The sequence below is a fragment of the Acrocarpospora pleiomorpha genome (assembly GCF_009687885.1).
Classification (GTDB): Bacteria; Actinomycetota; Actinomycetes; order Streptosporangiales; family Streptosporangiaceae; genus Acrocarpospora; species Acrocarpospora pleiomorpha.
The window spans coordinates 64,247-79,571 of the sequence record NZ_BLAF01000012.1 but is presented as its reverse complement, the minus strand read 5'-3'; the positions used below and the strand labels follow the sequence as shown (position 1 = coordinate 79,571).

The following is a 15,325-nucleotide window of genomic DNA, read 5'->3' as shown; positions in this document are numbered from 1 at the left end:
AGCATGCGCTGGGTGACCTGCGAATTCGAGGGCGAGGAGCGCGTCGGGCTCATCGTCGGGGACGACGTCCACCTACACGACAGGGGGCCCAGCCTGCTCGAGGTGATCGACGGTGGCGAGCTGGCAGAGGTCGCTGCGCGCCTGCGGCGGTCGCCGTCCGACGTACTGCCGCTCGAGAGTTGCCACCTCGTCTCGCCGCTACCGCGGCCGCCTTCGGTCCGCGACACCATTGGGTTCCTCGACCATGTCCGGGGCTGCCGCCGTGCCTACGGTCGGGATCCTCATCTGGAGGAGGTGTGGTACCAGGTGCCGGCGTTCTACTTCGGGAACCCGTCCTCCGTCCTCGGGCCCTACGACGAGGTGCCGATGGCACCCGGCTCGCGCTGGTTCGACTTCGAGCTCGAGGTCGGTGCCGTCATCGGCAGGACGGGTCGCGACCTCGGTCTGCGTGCCGCGCAGGAGGCCATCGTCGGCTACACCCTGTTCTGCGACTGGACGGCGCGCGACCTGCAGCGGCTCGACACGGCGATGGGAATCGGCCAGGGAAAGGGCAAGGACTCGGGTCTGACCCTGGGTCCGTGGCTGGTCACCGCCGAGGAGATCGCGGACTCGGTGCGCGACGGCGCGCTGGACCTGGAGATCTGGGCGTCGGTGAACGGACAGGAGATCGCTCGGGGGACGCTCGCCGGCATGGACTGGACGTTCGCAGAGATCGTCTCCTATGTCTCGCGGGGGACCGATCTGCGCCCCGGTGACGTCATCGGCTCAGGCACCCTGCCCGGCGGGTGCCTGCTGGAGCACCTCACGGGGGATCCCGACACATTCGATCGTTGGCTGAGGCCGGGGGACGTGGTCTCCCTGGGGGGCGACCTCCTGGGGCGGACGGAGCAGAGAGTCGTCCCCGGTGTCCCGGTCCACCGTCTGCGGTCCGGATTCTAAAGGAGCTGGTGAACGTGGTGGAGTACACACGTGGGCTGCATCGTGTGGCCGAGGACGTCTGGGCGTGGCTGCTGCCCGATGGCGGGTGGGGTTGGAGCAACGCGGGACTGGTCCGGGGGAAGGGGGAGTCCTTCCTCATCGACACGCTCTTCGACCTGGAGCTGACCGGGGAGATGCTCGGGGCGATGGCTTCGGTGACCGAGGAACACCCGATCCGCGCTGCGCTGAACACCCACGCGAACGGAGATCATTGCTTCGGCAACCAGTTGCTGGGACCCGAGGTGACGATCCATGCGACGGCTGACACCGAGCACGAGATGCGACACGGCACGACCCCCGAGCGGCTGGCCGGTCTGGTGGCGGGCGATCACGAGCCACTCCTGTCGGAGTTCTTTCGGCACTGCTTCGGCGCGTTCGCCTTCGACGGGATCATCCTGCGCGGCCCCGACACGACGTTCGACGAGGTACGCACCGTCGACGTCGGGGGACGTCCGGTTGAGCTTCGTCGGCTGGGGCCGGCACACACACACGGCGATGCGGTTGCCTTCGTCCCCGACCGCGGGGTTCTCTTCACCGGAGACCTGCTGTTCAACGGTGGTACGCCGATCATGTGGGCGGACTCCATATCGAGCTGGATCACCGCATGCGACCGCATGATCGAGCTGGGGCCTGAGGTCGTCGTCCCCGGACACGGGGCCGTGACCGATGTCGACGGCATCGTCACGATGCGCGACTACCTGGCGGTGGTTCGCGACGGGGTCGACGCCTCGCTGGCCGCGGGCCGCTCCTGGCGCGAAGCCGTCGAGCATCTCGATCTCGGGCCGTACGCGTGTTGGCCGCAGGCGGAGCGGGTGGTGGTCACCGTTTACAACGCCTACCGGGGTGCCCGCCTTGAAACGCCGGTCTCCCAGGCGACCGAGCTGTTCGCGGAGATGGCGCGGTGGAGACAGCGCCACCAGGGCAAGTGATCAACCTGGCGACGACGCCGGTATCCTCGCCAGGAAAGTACCGCCGTGCGCTCGTGTCGGCCGCCCGGCGTCCACCGTGGGATCGAGGTGCTGAATGAGTGATGTGAGACCGAACCTGCTCTCAGCCCGACAGGCCGGCGTCCTCGATGCGCTTCAGGAGGTCTTCCTCGCCGAGGGCTTCCGCCACCTCACGATCGGTGACATGGCGGGGCTGGCGCACACCTCGCGTCGCACGCTCTACCAGCTCGGCCAGAGCAAGGAGGAGGTCGTGGTCGGCGTCGTCGACCGATTCTTCAACGGCATGGGTAAGGACGCGTTGCGGCGGGCGCAAGACGCCGCCGGGGTCCACGATCAGATCGAGGCCTATCTGTCGGCGTCGGTCGAACGCAACCGGCGCGCCAGCCGCCAGTTCATCCACGACGTCGAGAACTACGTACCGACCCGGCACGTCTACGACCGGCACCAGGAGATCGCCATCCGCGAGCTCGAGAGCATCGTCCGCAAGGCGATGCAGAGGGGCGAGGTGACCGAAGGGACACCCGCCCTGTGGGCGGAGATGCTCGGTGCCGTGATTCGGCGCTTGCGGGACCCCGAGGTCCTCGATCGGGTCGGCGCCTCACGCGGCGACGCATTGGAGCTGTTCGGGCACTTCTGCCGTCGCGGACTGGGCTGAACGCTGCGTCCCTGACGCCATACCGCGCAGCTCCTGGTGCTGCCGCGTGCCCTGAATCCGTCGTCTGATCGGCGCGTGCCGACGGGTTGACGTGGTACTAAAATCGCTCCTACGATACCGCTCACAGTACCTTACTGTGGGCCACATCACGTTCATTGGGATGGACGTAGTCGGCACGGGGGTGTGCCGAAGAGCTCGATCGAGCTACTCGGATCAATCGATCGGCCTGCCACAAGACGGCACGGTCACAGGACCGGCGGCCGCAAGAACCGAGGAGATGGGATGAAGAGAACTCGTATCGCGGCGCTGTGCGCGCCGCTCCTGGCGCTGGCTCTGGCCGGGTGCGGCGGGTCCTCGAGTGACTCTGCCGGGTCGACGAGCACCGGCGTGATCGACGAGGCGAAGGCTGCCACAGCGGCGGCGTTCGCGGGCACCGACCGTGCGCTGCCTGCCGGCGGGCCCCCAGCGCGGGAGGGCAAGACCGTGTGGGCGCTCGCCTGCAGCACCCAGGCAGCGGGCTGCGTACTCCCCGCCGAGGGCTTCGTGGCGGCCTCGCAAGCCCTGGGGTGGAACGTCAAGCTCGTCGACGGCAAGGCCGATCCAGCGGTCTACAACGCCCAGCTGCGTGCGGCAGCCGCCGCATCGGTGGACGCGGTCGCACTGTTCGGCGTCGACTGCTCGATGGTGAAGGCCTCGATCGGGCACGTGCGGGGCGTGGGCGTGAAGGTCTTCGGCGGCAACGCACTCGACTGCGACGACAAGTTCAGCGGCGGCGGAGAGCCGCTGTTCGACGAGCACCTGCGGTTCAACGATGACCTGATCTCGTACGAGGACTACATGAGCACTTTCGTCGGCCCGGCGATCGCCGACTGGGTGATCGCCGAGACCGGCGGCGAGGCCGAGATCATCCTGATGCGCCAGAACGACAATGCCACCCTCCGGCTCGTCGGCGACTCGCAGGCGGCGCGGTTCGCCGAATGCGGCGGTTGCATCGTGCACGAGGTCCCATTCACTGCCGGTGACCTCTTCGGTGGCAAGCTCCAGGGCAAGGCCACGGCAGCGCTGCAGAAGCACCCGAATGCCGGCGTGGTCATGGTTCCCGCGGACTCCGCGATCACCCTGGGCGTCGGTGCCGCAGTCGACCAGGCCCGCAAGAGTGGTCGGGACGGACTCCTGCTCACCGGCAACGAAGGCGTGCCCTCGTCGATCGAGCTGATCCGTAAGGGGACCCAGTCGTACGCGGTCGGCCGACCGCTGACGTGGACCGGCTGGGCCGCCGCCGACGGGCTGAACCGCCTGTTCGCCGGTGTCGACCAGGTGGACTCCGGCATGGGTATCGGAAGCATGGACGCCGACCACCTCCCGAAGGGAGATGTCTACGACGGCAACCCGAAGTCGTCGAACTACCAGGAAAACTACAAGAAGATCTGGGGCGTGGACTGAGTGTTCGACGCCACCGTCGACGCCCCGGCGAGCGCGCTGTCGCTCGCCGGGGTGTCGAAGACCTTCCCGGGCACGAGAGCCTTGGCCGACGTCAGCTTCTCGATCGAGCCCGGTCACTTCCACGCTCTGGTCGGCGGTAACGGATCGGGCAAGTCCACGCTGATCAAGATCCTCGCGGGCGTGTACGGCGCTGATCGGGGCGGATCTCTGCAGCTGGGCGACGCGACCTTCGACGTCGAGCGACTCTCGCCACGTTGGTCGCGGGAGTCCGGCATCAGGTTCGTCCATCAGGATCTGGGCCTGTTCCCGCAGCTGACCGTCACTGAGAACGTCCTGGCTGGGTCGTCGTATCCGCGCAGGGCCGGCGGGCTCGGCTGGGGGGAGGCGCACCGCTCCGTGCAGCGACTCCTGGACGGTCTCGGTGTGGAGGTCGACGCGCGGACAGCTGTTCGCGACCTGCGACCGGCCGATCAGACGCTGGTCGCGATCGCCAGGTGCCTCCGCGACCGTGACGCGGGAGGGGTGGGGCTCCTCGTCCTCGATGAGCCGACGACCCGCCTGCCCGCGGACGAGGTCGAGGGGCTGCTGCGGCGGCTGAAGTCCTATAGCCGGCAGGGCCAGAGCATCCTCTACGTCACGCACCGCCTCGACGAGGTGCTCACATACGCCGACACGATCACGGTGCTCCGCGACGGGAGACACGTCGGCACCCGCCCGGCCGCGGAGCACGATCGAGCCAGCCTGGTCGCCGGCATCGCCGGACATGCTCCCGAGGACGTCAACCGGGTGGGCCGTACCGCGTCGGACGCCGTGGTGCTGTCGGTGCGCGGACTCACCGGCGGCCCTCTGAAGGACATCTCGTTCGATGTCAACTCGGGCGAGGTCGTCGCCCTGGCCGGACTGGTCGGAAGCGGTAGAACCAGCCTGTTGCAGAACATCTTCGGCGCGGTCCGCCCCCGCAGCGGGTCGGTGGAGGTAGCCGGCCTGCCCGTGCGTCGAGGCCACGTCGCGGACGCGATCGCCAAGGGGCTGGCCATGGTCCCCGAGGAACGGGGTCGCGATGCGGCGTTCCAGAGCCTCTCGGTCTCCGACAACCTCTCGGCGACCACGGTCGGTCGGTACCGACGCCGCGGGTGGCTGCGCCGTTCCGCCGAACGCCGCGACGCCGAGCGGGACGTGGCTGCCTACGGGATCAAGGGAGCCATCGATGCGCCCATCTCCAGGCTCTCCGGGGGGAACCAGCAGAAGGCCATCATTGCCCGAGCCATGAGGACCTCCCCAGCCGTGCTGCTCCTCGACGAGCCGACGCAGGGGGTTGACGTCGGCGCACGGGCCGACATCTACGCACAGATCGACGCCGCAGTCGCCGCTGGCGCAGGCGTGCTCCTCGCGACGTCGGACCTCGACGAGCTGCTCTACCTGGCGGACCGGCTGATCGTCCTCGTCGACGGCCGGGTCACGTGCGAGGCCTCGGGTGACCGCATCACGCGGCACTGGATCTTCGACAACGTCTACCAGCATGAGAAGGCACCGAAATGACATCGCATGACGGCCAGAGCGTGACGCGCGCCGTGAGTCCAGGCATAGAGGGGCGTCACACCGCGTTGCTGCGCGTCGCCGAGCGCTTCGGGCTCGTGATCCTGCTGGCGGCAGTGGCCGCCTACTTCGCGATCACCCCGGCGACCTCGGCGACGTTCCCGACCACATCGAACTTCCGCAACATCGTGGCCAACGAGTCGGTGCTGATCCTGGTCGCGCTCGCCGCGCTGATCCCGCTGGTCGCCCACCGATTCGACCTCTCGGTCGGGGCGATCGTCGCGCTGACGTCGATCGCGGCGGCCAAGGCCACCACCTCGATGGGCCTCCCCATCCTGGTCGGCATTGGCCTCGCCGTCGGGACCGGCGCGATCATCGGCCTGGCCAACGGGGTGCTGGTCGCCTACTGCCGTGCGAACTCGCTGGTCATCACCCTGGGGATGGCGACCCTGCTCGGCGGGGTGGCCGCCAGTTGGTCGGGATACCAGACGATCGTGGGTGTGCCCGAGGCGCTCACGAACTTCGGGAACGGACTCTGGCTGGGCGTTCCGCGGCCGGTCGTCCTCGTGGTCGCGGTCGCGCTGGGCGTCTCGTTCCTGCTGGGCCTGACGGTCTTCGGCCGGCGGCTGCTCTCGGTCGGAGTCAATGAGTCGGCCGCGCACCTCGTCGGCCTCCCGGTCCAGCGGACGGTCGCCCTCAGCTTCGTCGCGTCGGGTGCGCTCGCCGGCCTGGCCGGCGCATTGCTGCTCGCCCGTACCGGCAGCGCGGCCTCCGGCGTCGGCGTCGGCTACCTGCTGCCCGCTCTGGCGGCGATCTTCCTCGGCTCCACGACGATCCGGCCCGGCCGCTACACCGTCGCCGGAACGCTCGTCGGCGTTTTCTTCGTGGCTATCAGCATCAACGGCCTGACCCTGGCCGGTGCCGCGGACTGGGTTGAGCCGGTGTTCAACGGTGGCGCGGTCATCGTGGCAGTCGCGGTCTCGTCGCTGCTGACCCACCGTCGCCTGACCGGCGCGACCCGACGATAGGAGCATGGAATGTACGAGCTGAACGCCGAGGAGTCCGCCATCGTGTCGGTGGTGCGGGACTGGGTCGACCGGCAGGTCAAGCCGGTCGTCCGGGATCTCGAGCACGCCAACACCTACCCCGGGACGCTCATCGAGCAGATGAAGTCGATGGGGATCTACGGTCTCGCGATCCCCGAGCCGTGGAACAGCGCGGGGGTGTCCACGCCCTGCTACGCCGCGGTGACCGAGGAGCTGGCGCGCGGCTGGATGAGCCTTGCCGGTGCCATGGGCGGCCACAGCGTCGTGGCGAAGCTCCTCGTCAACTTCGGCACCCAGGAGCAGCAGGACCACTACCTGCCGCGGATGACAACCGGTGAGATCCGGGCGACGATGGCGCTGACCGAGCCCGGCGGTGGATCCGACCTGCAGGCGATGCGCACCGTCGCTCGCCGGGACGGCGACGACTACGTCATCAACGGGTCGAAGACTTGGATCACCAACGCCCGGCGCTCACAACTCATCGCGCTGCTGTGCCTGACCGACCCCGATGCGCGGCCGACGCACAGCGGCATCAGCATCCTGCTGGTCGAGAAGGGTCCCGGCTTCTCGGTGTCACGTGACCTCCCCAAGCTCGGCTACAAGGGCGTCGAGAGCTGCGAGCTGGCCTTCGACGACTTCCGAGTCCCGGCGACGTCGTTGCTCGGGACCGAGGAGGGCCGCGGCTTCGGTCAGATGATGCGTGGTCTCGAGATCGGGCGGATCCAGGTTGCCTCCCGTGCCCTCGGCGTCGGCCGCGCCGCCTTGGAGGACGCGCTCAAGTACAGCCAGGAACGGGAGAGTTTCGGCCAGCCGATCTGGAAGCACCAGTCCGTCGGGAACTACCTGGCCGACATGGTGACCCAGCTGACCGCGGCGCGGCAGCTGGTCCAGTACGCGGCGCGCCGGTACGACGACGGTGGCCGCGCGGACATGGAGGCCGGGATGGCCAAACTGTTCGCGTCGGAGACCGCGATGAAGATCGCGCTGGACGCGGTCCGCATCCACGGCGGCTACGGCTACTCCACCGAGTTCGATGTCGAGCGCTACTTCCGGGACGCACCGCTGATGATCGTCGGCGAGGGCACCAACGAGATCCTGAAGAACGTCATCGTCCGCCAGCTCGTCGCGCGCAACCGGGTGACGCGATGACGGTGGCCGGGGCCGCGACGTGGCTGTTCGTCCCAGGCAGTGACGCCCACCGGTTCGGTAAGGCGGTCGCTTCGGGTGCCGACGCGGTTCTGCTCGACCTCGAAGACGCGGTCCGCCCCGAGAACAAGGACCAAGCACGTTCGGCGGTCCGCGAGTGGCTCGGCTCCGGCGGACGTGCCTGGGTGCGGGTCAACGATGCCGCGTCGCCCTGGTTCGCTGATGACCTCGACGCCCTGGAGGGGGTCGAGGGGCTCGCGGGCGTCATGGTGCCGAAGGCCGAGTCCCCGGGCGTGCTGGCTGCGGTCAGCGAACGGATGGGCCCGGTGGTCGCGCTGATCGAGACGGCGTTGGGCCTTCATCGGGTCCATGAGGTTGCGACAGGGACGGGCGTCGCGCGGCTGGCGTTCGGCTCGCTGGACCTTGCCGCCGATCTCGGTGTCGAGGATGACCCGACGCCGCTGCTCCACGCGCGCAGCAGCCTGGTCCTAGCCTCAAGGGTGGCCGGGCTCCCTGCCCCGGTCGACGGCGTCACCACGCTCATCCACGACGCCGACGCCGTCGAGAGGGACGCCCGTCGTGCGCGGAGCCTGGGCTTCCGCGGCAAGCTGTGCATCCATCCGGCCCAGCTCGCCGCCGCCGCGAGAGGTCTTGCGCCCGCTGAGGCAGAGGTCGCCTGGGCGCGCGAGGTGCTCCGTGCCCAGGACGAGTCGCCAGTAGCCGTGAGCAGCGCTCCGGACGGCCGGATGGTCGACAAGCCCGTCGTCGAGCGCGCCCGGAACATCCTGCGCTCCCACACCCAGTGAGGTCAGATGCTTCCCCTTTCCGGCGTGACGGTCGTGGCGCTCGAGCAGGCGGTCGCGGCGCCGTTCGCGACGCGCCAACTGGCCGACCTCGGCGCACGGGTCATCAAGGTCGAGCGCCCCGGAGCCGGGGACTTCGCTCGTGACTACGACCGTACGGTGCACGGTGAGTCCAGCTACTTCGTGTGGCTCAATCGAGGCAAGGAGTCGATCGAGCTCGACATCAAGTCCGCCGCCGATCGTGCGGTGCTGGACGCGATCATCGACCGGGTCGACGTCCTCGTGCAGAACCTGACCCCCGGAGCCGTCGAGCGGCTGGGCCTGGACGCGGTGACCCTCCGCGAGCGACGACCGGTGCCGCCGGCGTCGATCGCCGGGCAGGAGGCGCCGATGGGTGCCGTGCCCCGGCTCGGCGAGCACAATGACCTGCTCCGCGCCGAGTTCCTGGCACCTCGTGATGTGGTGGGTCGATGAGCGACTCCCACGTGATTGTGCGGACGGAGATCCTGCCGCCCGCGCTGGCCGTCGCCCTGGCCCGGCTGCTCGACGCCGCCCCTCCGAACCTGGAGCGAGACGGCCTGCCATTGCTATGGCACTGGCTCTACCTCCTCGAGTGTCCGCACCAGGCGGATCTAGGGGCGGACGGCCATCCGGTCCGGGGGGTGATCCCCACACCGCCGGAGCCAGGTCGCCGCCGAATGTGGGCGGCCGGCCGGGTGGACCCGGCTGCGGCCCTTGATACTGGACCGAGAGGCCACCCGCAGGTCGGAGATCACCTCGGTCGCCGACAAGGAGGGGCGATCGGGGCGTCTGACCTTCGTGACGGTCCGACACACGATCATCCAAGCAGGGGATATCGCGGTGGTGGAGGAGCGCTGACGTACAACGCCCACCGCATCCACTACGACCGCGACTACGCCCGCGACGTCGAGGGGTACGTGACGGCATTCTGGAGCTCGTCCACGATGTCGGCGCCGGGGGAGAAGAAGCTCGTCATCCTCTCCCGGAGGGCCCTCTGCGAGAATACGGACCAGGAAAGATACCAAGCCGCAGAGTCAGGATGACTTGGATGCTTATCAGGAGCCTGGCAGGGCGCTGCGCGCTTTCCTCAATGCCTCAATGGTGATAGGCGGCGCGTGCCCCTCACCCAGCCACCGATAGTTAAACTGCGACGGATTAAGGCCGGACAGCAGGCTTGACATCGCTGCCTGAAAGGACCCCAAGGGTTCCGCGGCGGAATCGTCCAGCCTGGAAAGACGTAGATCTCGTTCGGCTGCCGTCACCGCCTCGTTTATATAGTACCGTGCATTGCCTTGGTCGCCGAGGTAGACGTAGCAGATGCACAGCAGAGCGCAGACCAACTTGTCCCAGCCGCAGGCGCGATCCATGGCATCCCACTTGAAATACTCCGCCGCTTTGGATGACGGCGAATGAATGTCCTTGAAGGCGACATGGGCTGCACGTAGATGGCCAATCGCTTCAGTGATATGCTGTCGATTGTCCCCACCTCGCCCGATCGATTCGAGCGCCTGATGTGCTGCCTTCAGGTTCGTCTGGCCAAAAGTGCTCAGAATTTCGTTTAAGTTACCCCCTTCTATGAACTGAAATATAAGAGTATAATTCCCTATTGCTCCTAATGCTTTTTCTAGGATCATTTCCGTTCCAAATGTGGCGCGGTGTCTTCATCAGGGTAACTGATCTGATAGCCGACGGTCGAGCGGTAGAGCGACTGCGGGCAGGGGTCATATTGGTGGAAATATCTCGATCGATCCCATTCCACACTTCGGAGGACCGGCTGCGCCCGCCTAACTCCGCCCTCCCCAGCGTTGCGTGTGCGGGATATCCGGCACCGGCTGTCGCATTTCCGCATAACAGTCCAGCCCCTACAAGGTCACAGCCATAGGGGTTTCGAACCCCTGCGGCCTACGCTGACGCCATGAGGCTGAAGATCACGCTGCCGGTCTTGGCCCTGCTCGCCACCGGCGTCGCATGCATTCCGATGCTTCCCTCGGCGCCCTACCAGGCAGGGAAGGTCGGTCTCACCGTGGACGCCGACGGGCACCTCACCGTCGTACTGGCATGGTGCGAGGGCGCCACCCCCGAAGACGTGCACGTCAACCACCCTGAGTCTCCCTCCGGCGTAGCCCTCGCCGACACGTTCGGCGACTACCATCTGGTCACCGACGCCGAGTACCGGGCCCCCGACCTCGACGGGGGCCTGGTAGCCACGTTCCGCCTGAACCTCCCGGACAACGGCTGGACCGCCGAACCCGGCCCACCCACCCTCAAACCCGGCGTCATGTACTTCCTAGGCGCGGGCCGCGGCCGAGGCGTCGACAGAATCAACGCCATGGGGGTCCAATTCACCACCGACGACCTCAAACAACTGACCCCAGGCCAGGTCCTGGTCCAACGCACAAGAGAGGTTCCGCTACCGACCCCCATAGACGAGGCCAGCATCGGGATCGTCTTCTACTCCGGGCCGATCTCCCAACAACAGTTCAACCAGGAGGGCCAGAACCCGGCCGACTGCCAGCCCTTCGCGTAGTCAAGGGCCTCGGCCCACTCCATGTGCCCGCGGTTGAGCTAGGCGAACGCCTCGATCACCGCCTCGCCGAACGCCTTCAGGTCATCCGGCATCCGGCTGGTGACCAGAGTCGACGGGGCCGAGGTGCAGACCACGACCTCCTGGTCGTGCCAGGTCGCGCCCGCGTTGCGCAGGTCGGTCTGCAGGCTGGGCCACGAGGTCAGAGTGCGCCCCCGTACGACATCTGCCTCGATGAGCGTCCACGGTGCGTGGCAGATCGCCGCGACGGGCTTGCCCAGGTCGAAGAACGCCCGTACGAACCGCACCGCTTCAGGCCGCGTACGCAGGAAGTCGGGATTGGCCACTCCGCCTGGCAGCACGAGCCCGTCGAACTGAGCGGCGTCGACCTGATCCACGGTGGCGTCCACCGCGAACGTGTCGCCACGGTCGAGGTGATGGAACGCCTGGATCCGGCCTTCCCGGGTGGAGATCAACCGGGGCATACCCCCGGCGTTCATGACGGTCTGCCACGGTTCGGTCAACTCGACCTGCTCGGTGCCCTCGGGTGCGACCAGAAATGCGATGGTCTTGCCTTCGATCATGGCTGTCTCCCCTCTGAGCTGCCTAGACTCTTCCCCTGCCCGTTCTAGATGACCCTATTCAGGGCAATCCGGGAGACCCTGCTCCTGAGGTGGGGCGTTGGATTCCCGGGTCGATTGCCGGGCCCGCGGCCGGCTGCGGGCGGCGCTGGAACGTTTGTTCAAGCCAGCGGCCGCTCCTACCTGGATCTGCCACCGCCGCACACGTCAGCAACTTCACTCAGCACGACAAATCCACGTCCGGTGATTTCGAAGCCTGGGCCTGACATTGCCCTGGGCGATTTCCCGGCTGCTGCCCTCATATTTGGACACTAGACGCAGGAGATCGAGTGCGACATCCTTCAGTGGTGGCGACTGACCTGGAGAAAACCTCGGCGACAGCTGCTGGAGGGCGGAAGGCAAAGCCGCCTGGATGGTTATTCCTCCTCAGCACCGTGTTCGTGACGTTGATCTGCTTCTACCTGGACAGCGTCCCGTATCCCTACTTCGAAGGAGGTGTCTTCGGGATTCTGGCCTGGAGTGCGCTTGGCCTGATATTTGCCATCCGGCTGTTCAACGCTTCGCCCAGCGAAGGGCTCGCTGAAGCAATTCCTCCGCTACTGGTGCTAGTGATCTTCATGGGATGCCTTCTCGTAACCTCTACAGACGCTCCCTTCCGAGTGCGTTTCAAGTTGTCCGAGCAGAGCCTTGAAAAGTATGCGATGGATCTCGCCCGCAGCGGTGCCAAGACCGGGTGTCAACGCGTCGGACTGTATTACGTCTGCGGAACGTATTCCAGCAGGTACGGCCTCGTGTCTGGCGGAGCCGAGGCCATCCCCGGCGGCGCCCAGGTAATGGTCACCGACTGGCCACTCATGGTGTCCAGGGGCTTTCTGTGGCTGCCCGACAAGCGACAGCCACCCGATGAGGTTTGGTGCGAAGAGTACAAGCACCTGTCGGGCCCATGGTGGGCGTGCCGTTCCTGGGATGGAGTGTGATCGCGTCGTTGTTTGGTCGTCTCGCGATCCAGTTCTACTCCAGCCCTTTGGGCAACTGTTTAGTCAGAGCAAGCCGTGGTCGCGGGCGTAGACCGCCGCCTGGGTTCGGTCGCGTAGTCCGAGGCGGCCGAGAATGCGGGAGATGTGGTTTTTCACCGTGCCTTCGCTCAGATAGAGCCGCCTGGCGATCTCGCGGTTCGTGGAGCCGGTGGCGACGAGCCGCAGCACCTCGACCTCCCGGCTGGTGAGGGTATGCCCGGCCTGGTCGGCGGGTGGTGGGGCGGTGGTGCGGGTGAGCGCCGAGGTGAGGCGTGCCGCGGCGGCCGGGTCGAACTGGACGACACCCGCGTGCGCCAGCCGGACGGCGTCGGCCAGTTCCCGGGATGGCCGGTCCTTGAGCAGGTATCCGCTCGCGCCCGCGCGCAGCGCCGCCACGACGTACTCCTCGTCGTCGAACGTGGTGAGCATGACCACACGGCACGCCGGGGCCCGGTCGCGCAGGACGGCGACCGCCTCGATGCCGTCCATCGTGGGCATCCGTACGTCCATGAGGACGACGTCCGGGGAGAGCGTGAGCACCAGGTCGACGGCGGCGCGGCCGTCGCCGGCCATGCCGACGACGGTGATGCCGGGCTGGATGTCGAGCAGGGACGCGATGCTCTCCCTGATGAGCTGCTGGTCGTCCACGACGAGGACACGGACCTGCTCGGCTGTCACGACGCGGTCCGGCGGGGAATGGTGACGGTGAGCCTGGTGCCGGTCCCGGGTCCGGTGTCCACCTCGACGGAGCCGCCGGCTAGCTCGACCCGCTCCCGCATCCCGAGCAGGCCGAAGCCTTCCCGCTCCGGCGCGAAGCCCCGCCCGTCATCGGCCACGACCAGCCGCGCCCGCGACGGATCACAATGGACGTTCACCGCCACGGTGGTGGCGTGGGCGTGCCGGCGGGCGTTGGTGAGTCCCTCCTGCGCGGCCCGGTAGATCGCCAGGAGCGCGGCGGAGTCGTGTCCGGTCTCGTCGCCGGTACAGTCGAGGGTGACGTTCAGCCGCCCGTCGCCGGCCTCGCGGGTGAGCTCGGAGAGTGCCGACGACAGCCGGAAACGTTCGGGTTCCGCGCGCAGCGTGCGTACCGACTGGCGGACGTCCTCCAGCGCCCGCCGCGCCGACTGCCGCGCGTCGTCAACGGCCCGCTGGGCGACCTCGGGATCCCGTTCGCTGAAGGCGGCGGCCTTCTCCAGCAGTACGGCGATCGCCGTGAGATGGTGACCGAGTCCGTCGTGAATATCGCGGGCCAGTCGGTTGCGTTCGGCGGTGGCGGACAGCTCCGAGACCCGGGCCGCGTACTCGCGCAGCTTGGCGTGGGACTCCTCCAGCCGTACCCGCCCGCGTTGCTCCTGGACCGCGACCGCCGCCATCGCGATGGTCAGAATCAGACCGACGATGAACATCAGCAGGTCGGACACCTGCTCGACCTGGCGAGGCCAGTCCGGGACCGTCAGTTCGAAGGTGGCCACGACGAAACCGACGCAGACCACCCCGATCGCGATGGCGGCCGCACGGCCGAACGCGAAGTACGCGGTGAACGGCAGCAGCAGGAACAGCACCCGGGACATTCCCGACCCATCCGCCGCGGCCACCAGCGCGTACAGGGCGAGACGCGCGGTCAGCAGCGCGACCGCCGAGCCGGGCGGCGTCCTGACCGGGTAACGGCGGCGCTCGACCTGGTCGAGCACGGCCAGAACGACCAGGCCACCCGCGAACGGGACGAACCGGGTGCCGCCGAGGCCGATGATGCTCGCGTAACCGCCCGCGACCAGCACCACGCCGTAGAGCAGGGGCGACAGCCACGGCACCGGGCGCAAAGAGGGCACGCTCGCAGGTTACGGCAGGCAGCGGTGATCGATCGATAGCCCGATCGGCACGTGCCGGTCGGCACCCCGCCGCCGGGTAATTCTGGCCGCAGGCACCCCTGGTCGGCACTTATCCGGCCTGCTCCGCGCTCCTACCGTCGCCACCATGACTTTCCTGCTGCGTTTCGGCGCCGTCTGCGGCTTGCTCTCCGGCCTGTTCATCGCCCTCCCCGGGGCGGTTGAGGCGTTCACGGGCGAGACCGCGGTCACCAGCTTCATCCTCGGCATGTCACCGGCCCTCGCGGTGCCGCTGCTCACCGCACTCCACGTGGGCCAGATGCACGCCACCGGCCCACTCGGCTCGATCGGATACGCCGTCAATCTCATCGGACTCAGCCTGTTCGGCGGCGCCGCCTACGCCCTGAACCTGGTCCTCTACTACCTCGGCGAGACCGTGACGAACAACCTCGCCACCCCCACGAGATCCGCCCTACTCGGCAGCGCCCTGGTCTTCACAGTCGGCACAGTGCTCTTCACGATCGCCATGGTCCGCGCCCGCGTCTATCCCCGCATCCCGGTCTGGACATATGGCATCTCCCTGCCCGTATTCGCCATTGCGGCCCGGCTACCCGACACCCCGCTGACAAGCGCCCTGCACGTGGTCGTCGGAGCCACGCTGGCATGGCTGGCCACGGCCATTTGGCGCCGTGCCGCCTTGGGAGATGTGGTGCGCACGGAGATGGATGCCGAGGGCGTCTCTTAACAGCCCGAGGACGGGCTGACGCGGACGGGATGTCGTCCGTTTCGCAAGCTGGGCCCTA

General features: G+C 67.8%; 17 protein-coding genes. 13 read left to right on the top strand and 4 right to left on the bottom strand.

Going from position 1 to position 15,325, the window contains the following annotated elements; translation table 11 throughout:
* The first annotated feature begins 3 nt into the window (after window positions 1-3).
* The 10 genes from Aple_RS11875 (at window position 4) to Aple_RS11830 (ending at window position 9,618) form a co-directional block, all read left to right on the top strand.
* Window positions 4-939 (top strand): fumarylacetoacetate hydrolase family protein, encoded by a 936-nt coding sequence (locus Aple_RS11875; protein WP_155344596.1) that lies wholly within the window; start codon window positions 4-6, stop codon window positions 937-939.
* 17 nt (window positions 940-956) lie between these two features.
* Window positions 957-1,907, top strand: a complete 951-nt coding sequence (locus Aple_RS11870) for an MBL fold metallo-hydrolase (protein ID WP_218038262.1) — start codon at window positions 957-959, stop codon at window positions 1,905-1,907.
* 94 nt (window positions 1,908-2,001) lie between these two features.
* Window positions 2,002-2,580 (top strand): TetR/AcrR family transcriptional regulator, encoded by a 579-nt coding sequence (locus Aple_RS11865; RefSeq protein ID WP_155344594.1) that lies wholly within the window; start codon window positions 2,002-2,004, stop codon window positions 2,578-2,580.
* A gap of 282 nt (window positions 2,581-2,862) precedes the next feature.
* Window positions 2,863-4,023, top strand: coding sequence for a substrate-binding domain-containing protein (locus Aple_RS11860; protein ID WP_155344593.1), 1,161 nt, complete (start codon window positions 2,863-2,865; stop codon window positions 4,021-4,023).
* Entirely contained in the window at window positions 4,024-5,562 is a 1,539-nt protein-coding gene (locus tag Aple_RS11855) for a sugar ABC transporter ATP-binding protein (RefSeq protein WP_155344592.1), read from the top strand.
* Window positions 5,559-6,587: an ABC transporter permease gene (locus Aple_RS11850; protein WP_155344591.1), complete on the top strand. Its 1,029-nt coding sequence runs from the start codon at window positions 5,559-5,561 to the stop codon at window positions 6,585-6,587. Before Aple_RS11855 ends, Aple_RS11850 begins: the two co-directional genes overlap by 4 nt.
* A 9-nt stretch (window positions 6,588-6,596) precedes the next feature.
* On the top strand, window positions 6,597-7,754 hold the full coding sequence (locus Aple_RS11845; protein ID WP_174889814.1) for an acyl-CoA dehydrogenase family protein: 1,158 nt from the start codon (window positions 6,597-6,599) through the stop codon (window positions 7,752-7,754).
* Window positions 7,751-8,557 (top strand): HpcH/HpaI aldolase/citrate lyase family protein, encoded by an 807-nt coding sequence (locus Aple_RS11840; RefSeq protein ID WP_155344590.1) that lies wholly within the window; start codon window positions 7,751-7,753, stop codon window positions 8,555-8,557. Before Aple_RS11845 ends, Aple_RS11840 begins: the two co-directional genes overlap by 4 nt.
* Before the next feature lie 6 nt (window positions 8,558-8,563).
* Window positions 8,564-9,028: a CoA transferase gene (locus Aple_RS11835; protein ID WP_218038261.1), complete on the top strand. Its 465-nt coding sequence runs from the start codon at window positions 8,564-8,566 to the stop codon at window positions 9,026-9,028.
* On the top strand, window positions 9,025-9,618 hold the full coding sequence (locus Aple_RS11830) for an HTD2 family dehydratase (RefSeq protein WP_155344589.1): 594 nt from the start codon (window positions 9,025-9,027) through the stop codon (window positions 9,616-9,618). Before Aple_RS11835 ends, Aple_RS11830 begins: the two co-directional genes overlap by 4 nt.
* Before the next feature lie 12 nt (window positions 9,619-9,630).
* Here Aple_RS11830 and Aple_RS11825 read toward each other — a convergent pair whose 3' ends face one another.
* On the bottom strand, window positions 9,631-10,209 hold the full coding sequence (locus Aple_RS11825) for a hypothetical protein (protein ID WP_155344588.1): 579 nt from the start codon (window positions 10,207-10,209) through the stop codon (window positions 9,631-9,633).
* Between the two features lie 281 nt (window positions 10,210-10,490).
* On the opposite strand from Aple_RS11825, the gene Aple_RS11820 reads away from it, so the two are divergent.
* A complete protein-coding gene (locus tag Aple_RS11820; protein WP_155344587.1) occupies window positions 10,491-11,102 on the top strand; it encodes a hypothetical protein in 612 nt (203 codons plus the stop codon).
* 38 nt (window positions 11,103-11,140) lie between these two features.
* Here Aple_RS11820 and Aple_RS11815 read toward each other — a convergent pair whose 3' ends face one another.
* On the bottom strand, window positions 11,141-11,683 hold the full coding sequence (locus tag Aple_RS11815) for a type 1 glutamine amidotransferase domain-containing protein (RefSeq protein WP_155344586.1): 543 nt from the start codon (window positions 11,681-11,683) through the stop codon (window positions 11,141-11,143).
* A gap of 344 nt (window positions 11,684-12,027) precedes the next feature.
* Between Aple_RS11815 and Aple_RS11810 the strand changes: the two genes are divergently transcribed.
* Window positions 12,028-12,657, top strand: a complete 630-nt coding sequence (locus tag Aple_RS11810) for a hypothetical protein (RefSeq protein ID WP_155344585.1) — start codon at window positions 12,028-12,030, stop codon at window positions 12,655-12,657.
* A 63-nt stretch (window positions 12,658-12,720) separates the two neighbouring features.
* Here Aple_RS11810 and Aple_RS11805 read toward each other — a convergent pair whose 3' ends face one another.
* Together Aple_RS11805 and Aple_RS11800 are read right to left on the bottom strand one after the other, a co-directional pair.
* Window positions 12,721-13,374: a response regulator gene (locus tag Aple_RS11805; protein ID WP_155344584.1), complete on the bottom strand. Its 654-nt coding sequence runs from the start codon at window positions 13,372-13,374 to the stop codon at window positions 12,721-12,723.
* Complete coding sequence (locus Aple_RS11800; protein WP_218038260.1) at window positions 13,371-14,525, bottom strand: sensor histidine kinase; 1,155 nt, start codon at window positions 14,523-14,525, stop codon at window positions 13,371-13,373. Before Aple_RS11800 ends, Aple_RS11805 begins: the two co-directional genes overlap by 4 nt.
* A gap of 145 nt (window positions 14,526-14,670) precedes the next feature.
* Between Aple_RS11800 and Aple_RS11795 the strand changes: the two genes are divergently transcribed.
* Window positions 14,671-15,267: a hypothetical protein gene (locus tag Aple_RS11795; RefSeq protein WP_155344583.1), complete on the top strand. Its 597-nt coding sequence runs from the start codon at window positions 14,671-14,673 to the stop codon at window positions 15,265-15,267.
* The last annotated feature ends 58 nt before the right edge of the window (window positions 15,268-15,325 follow it).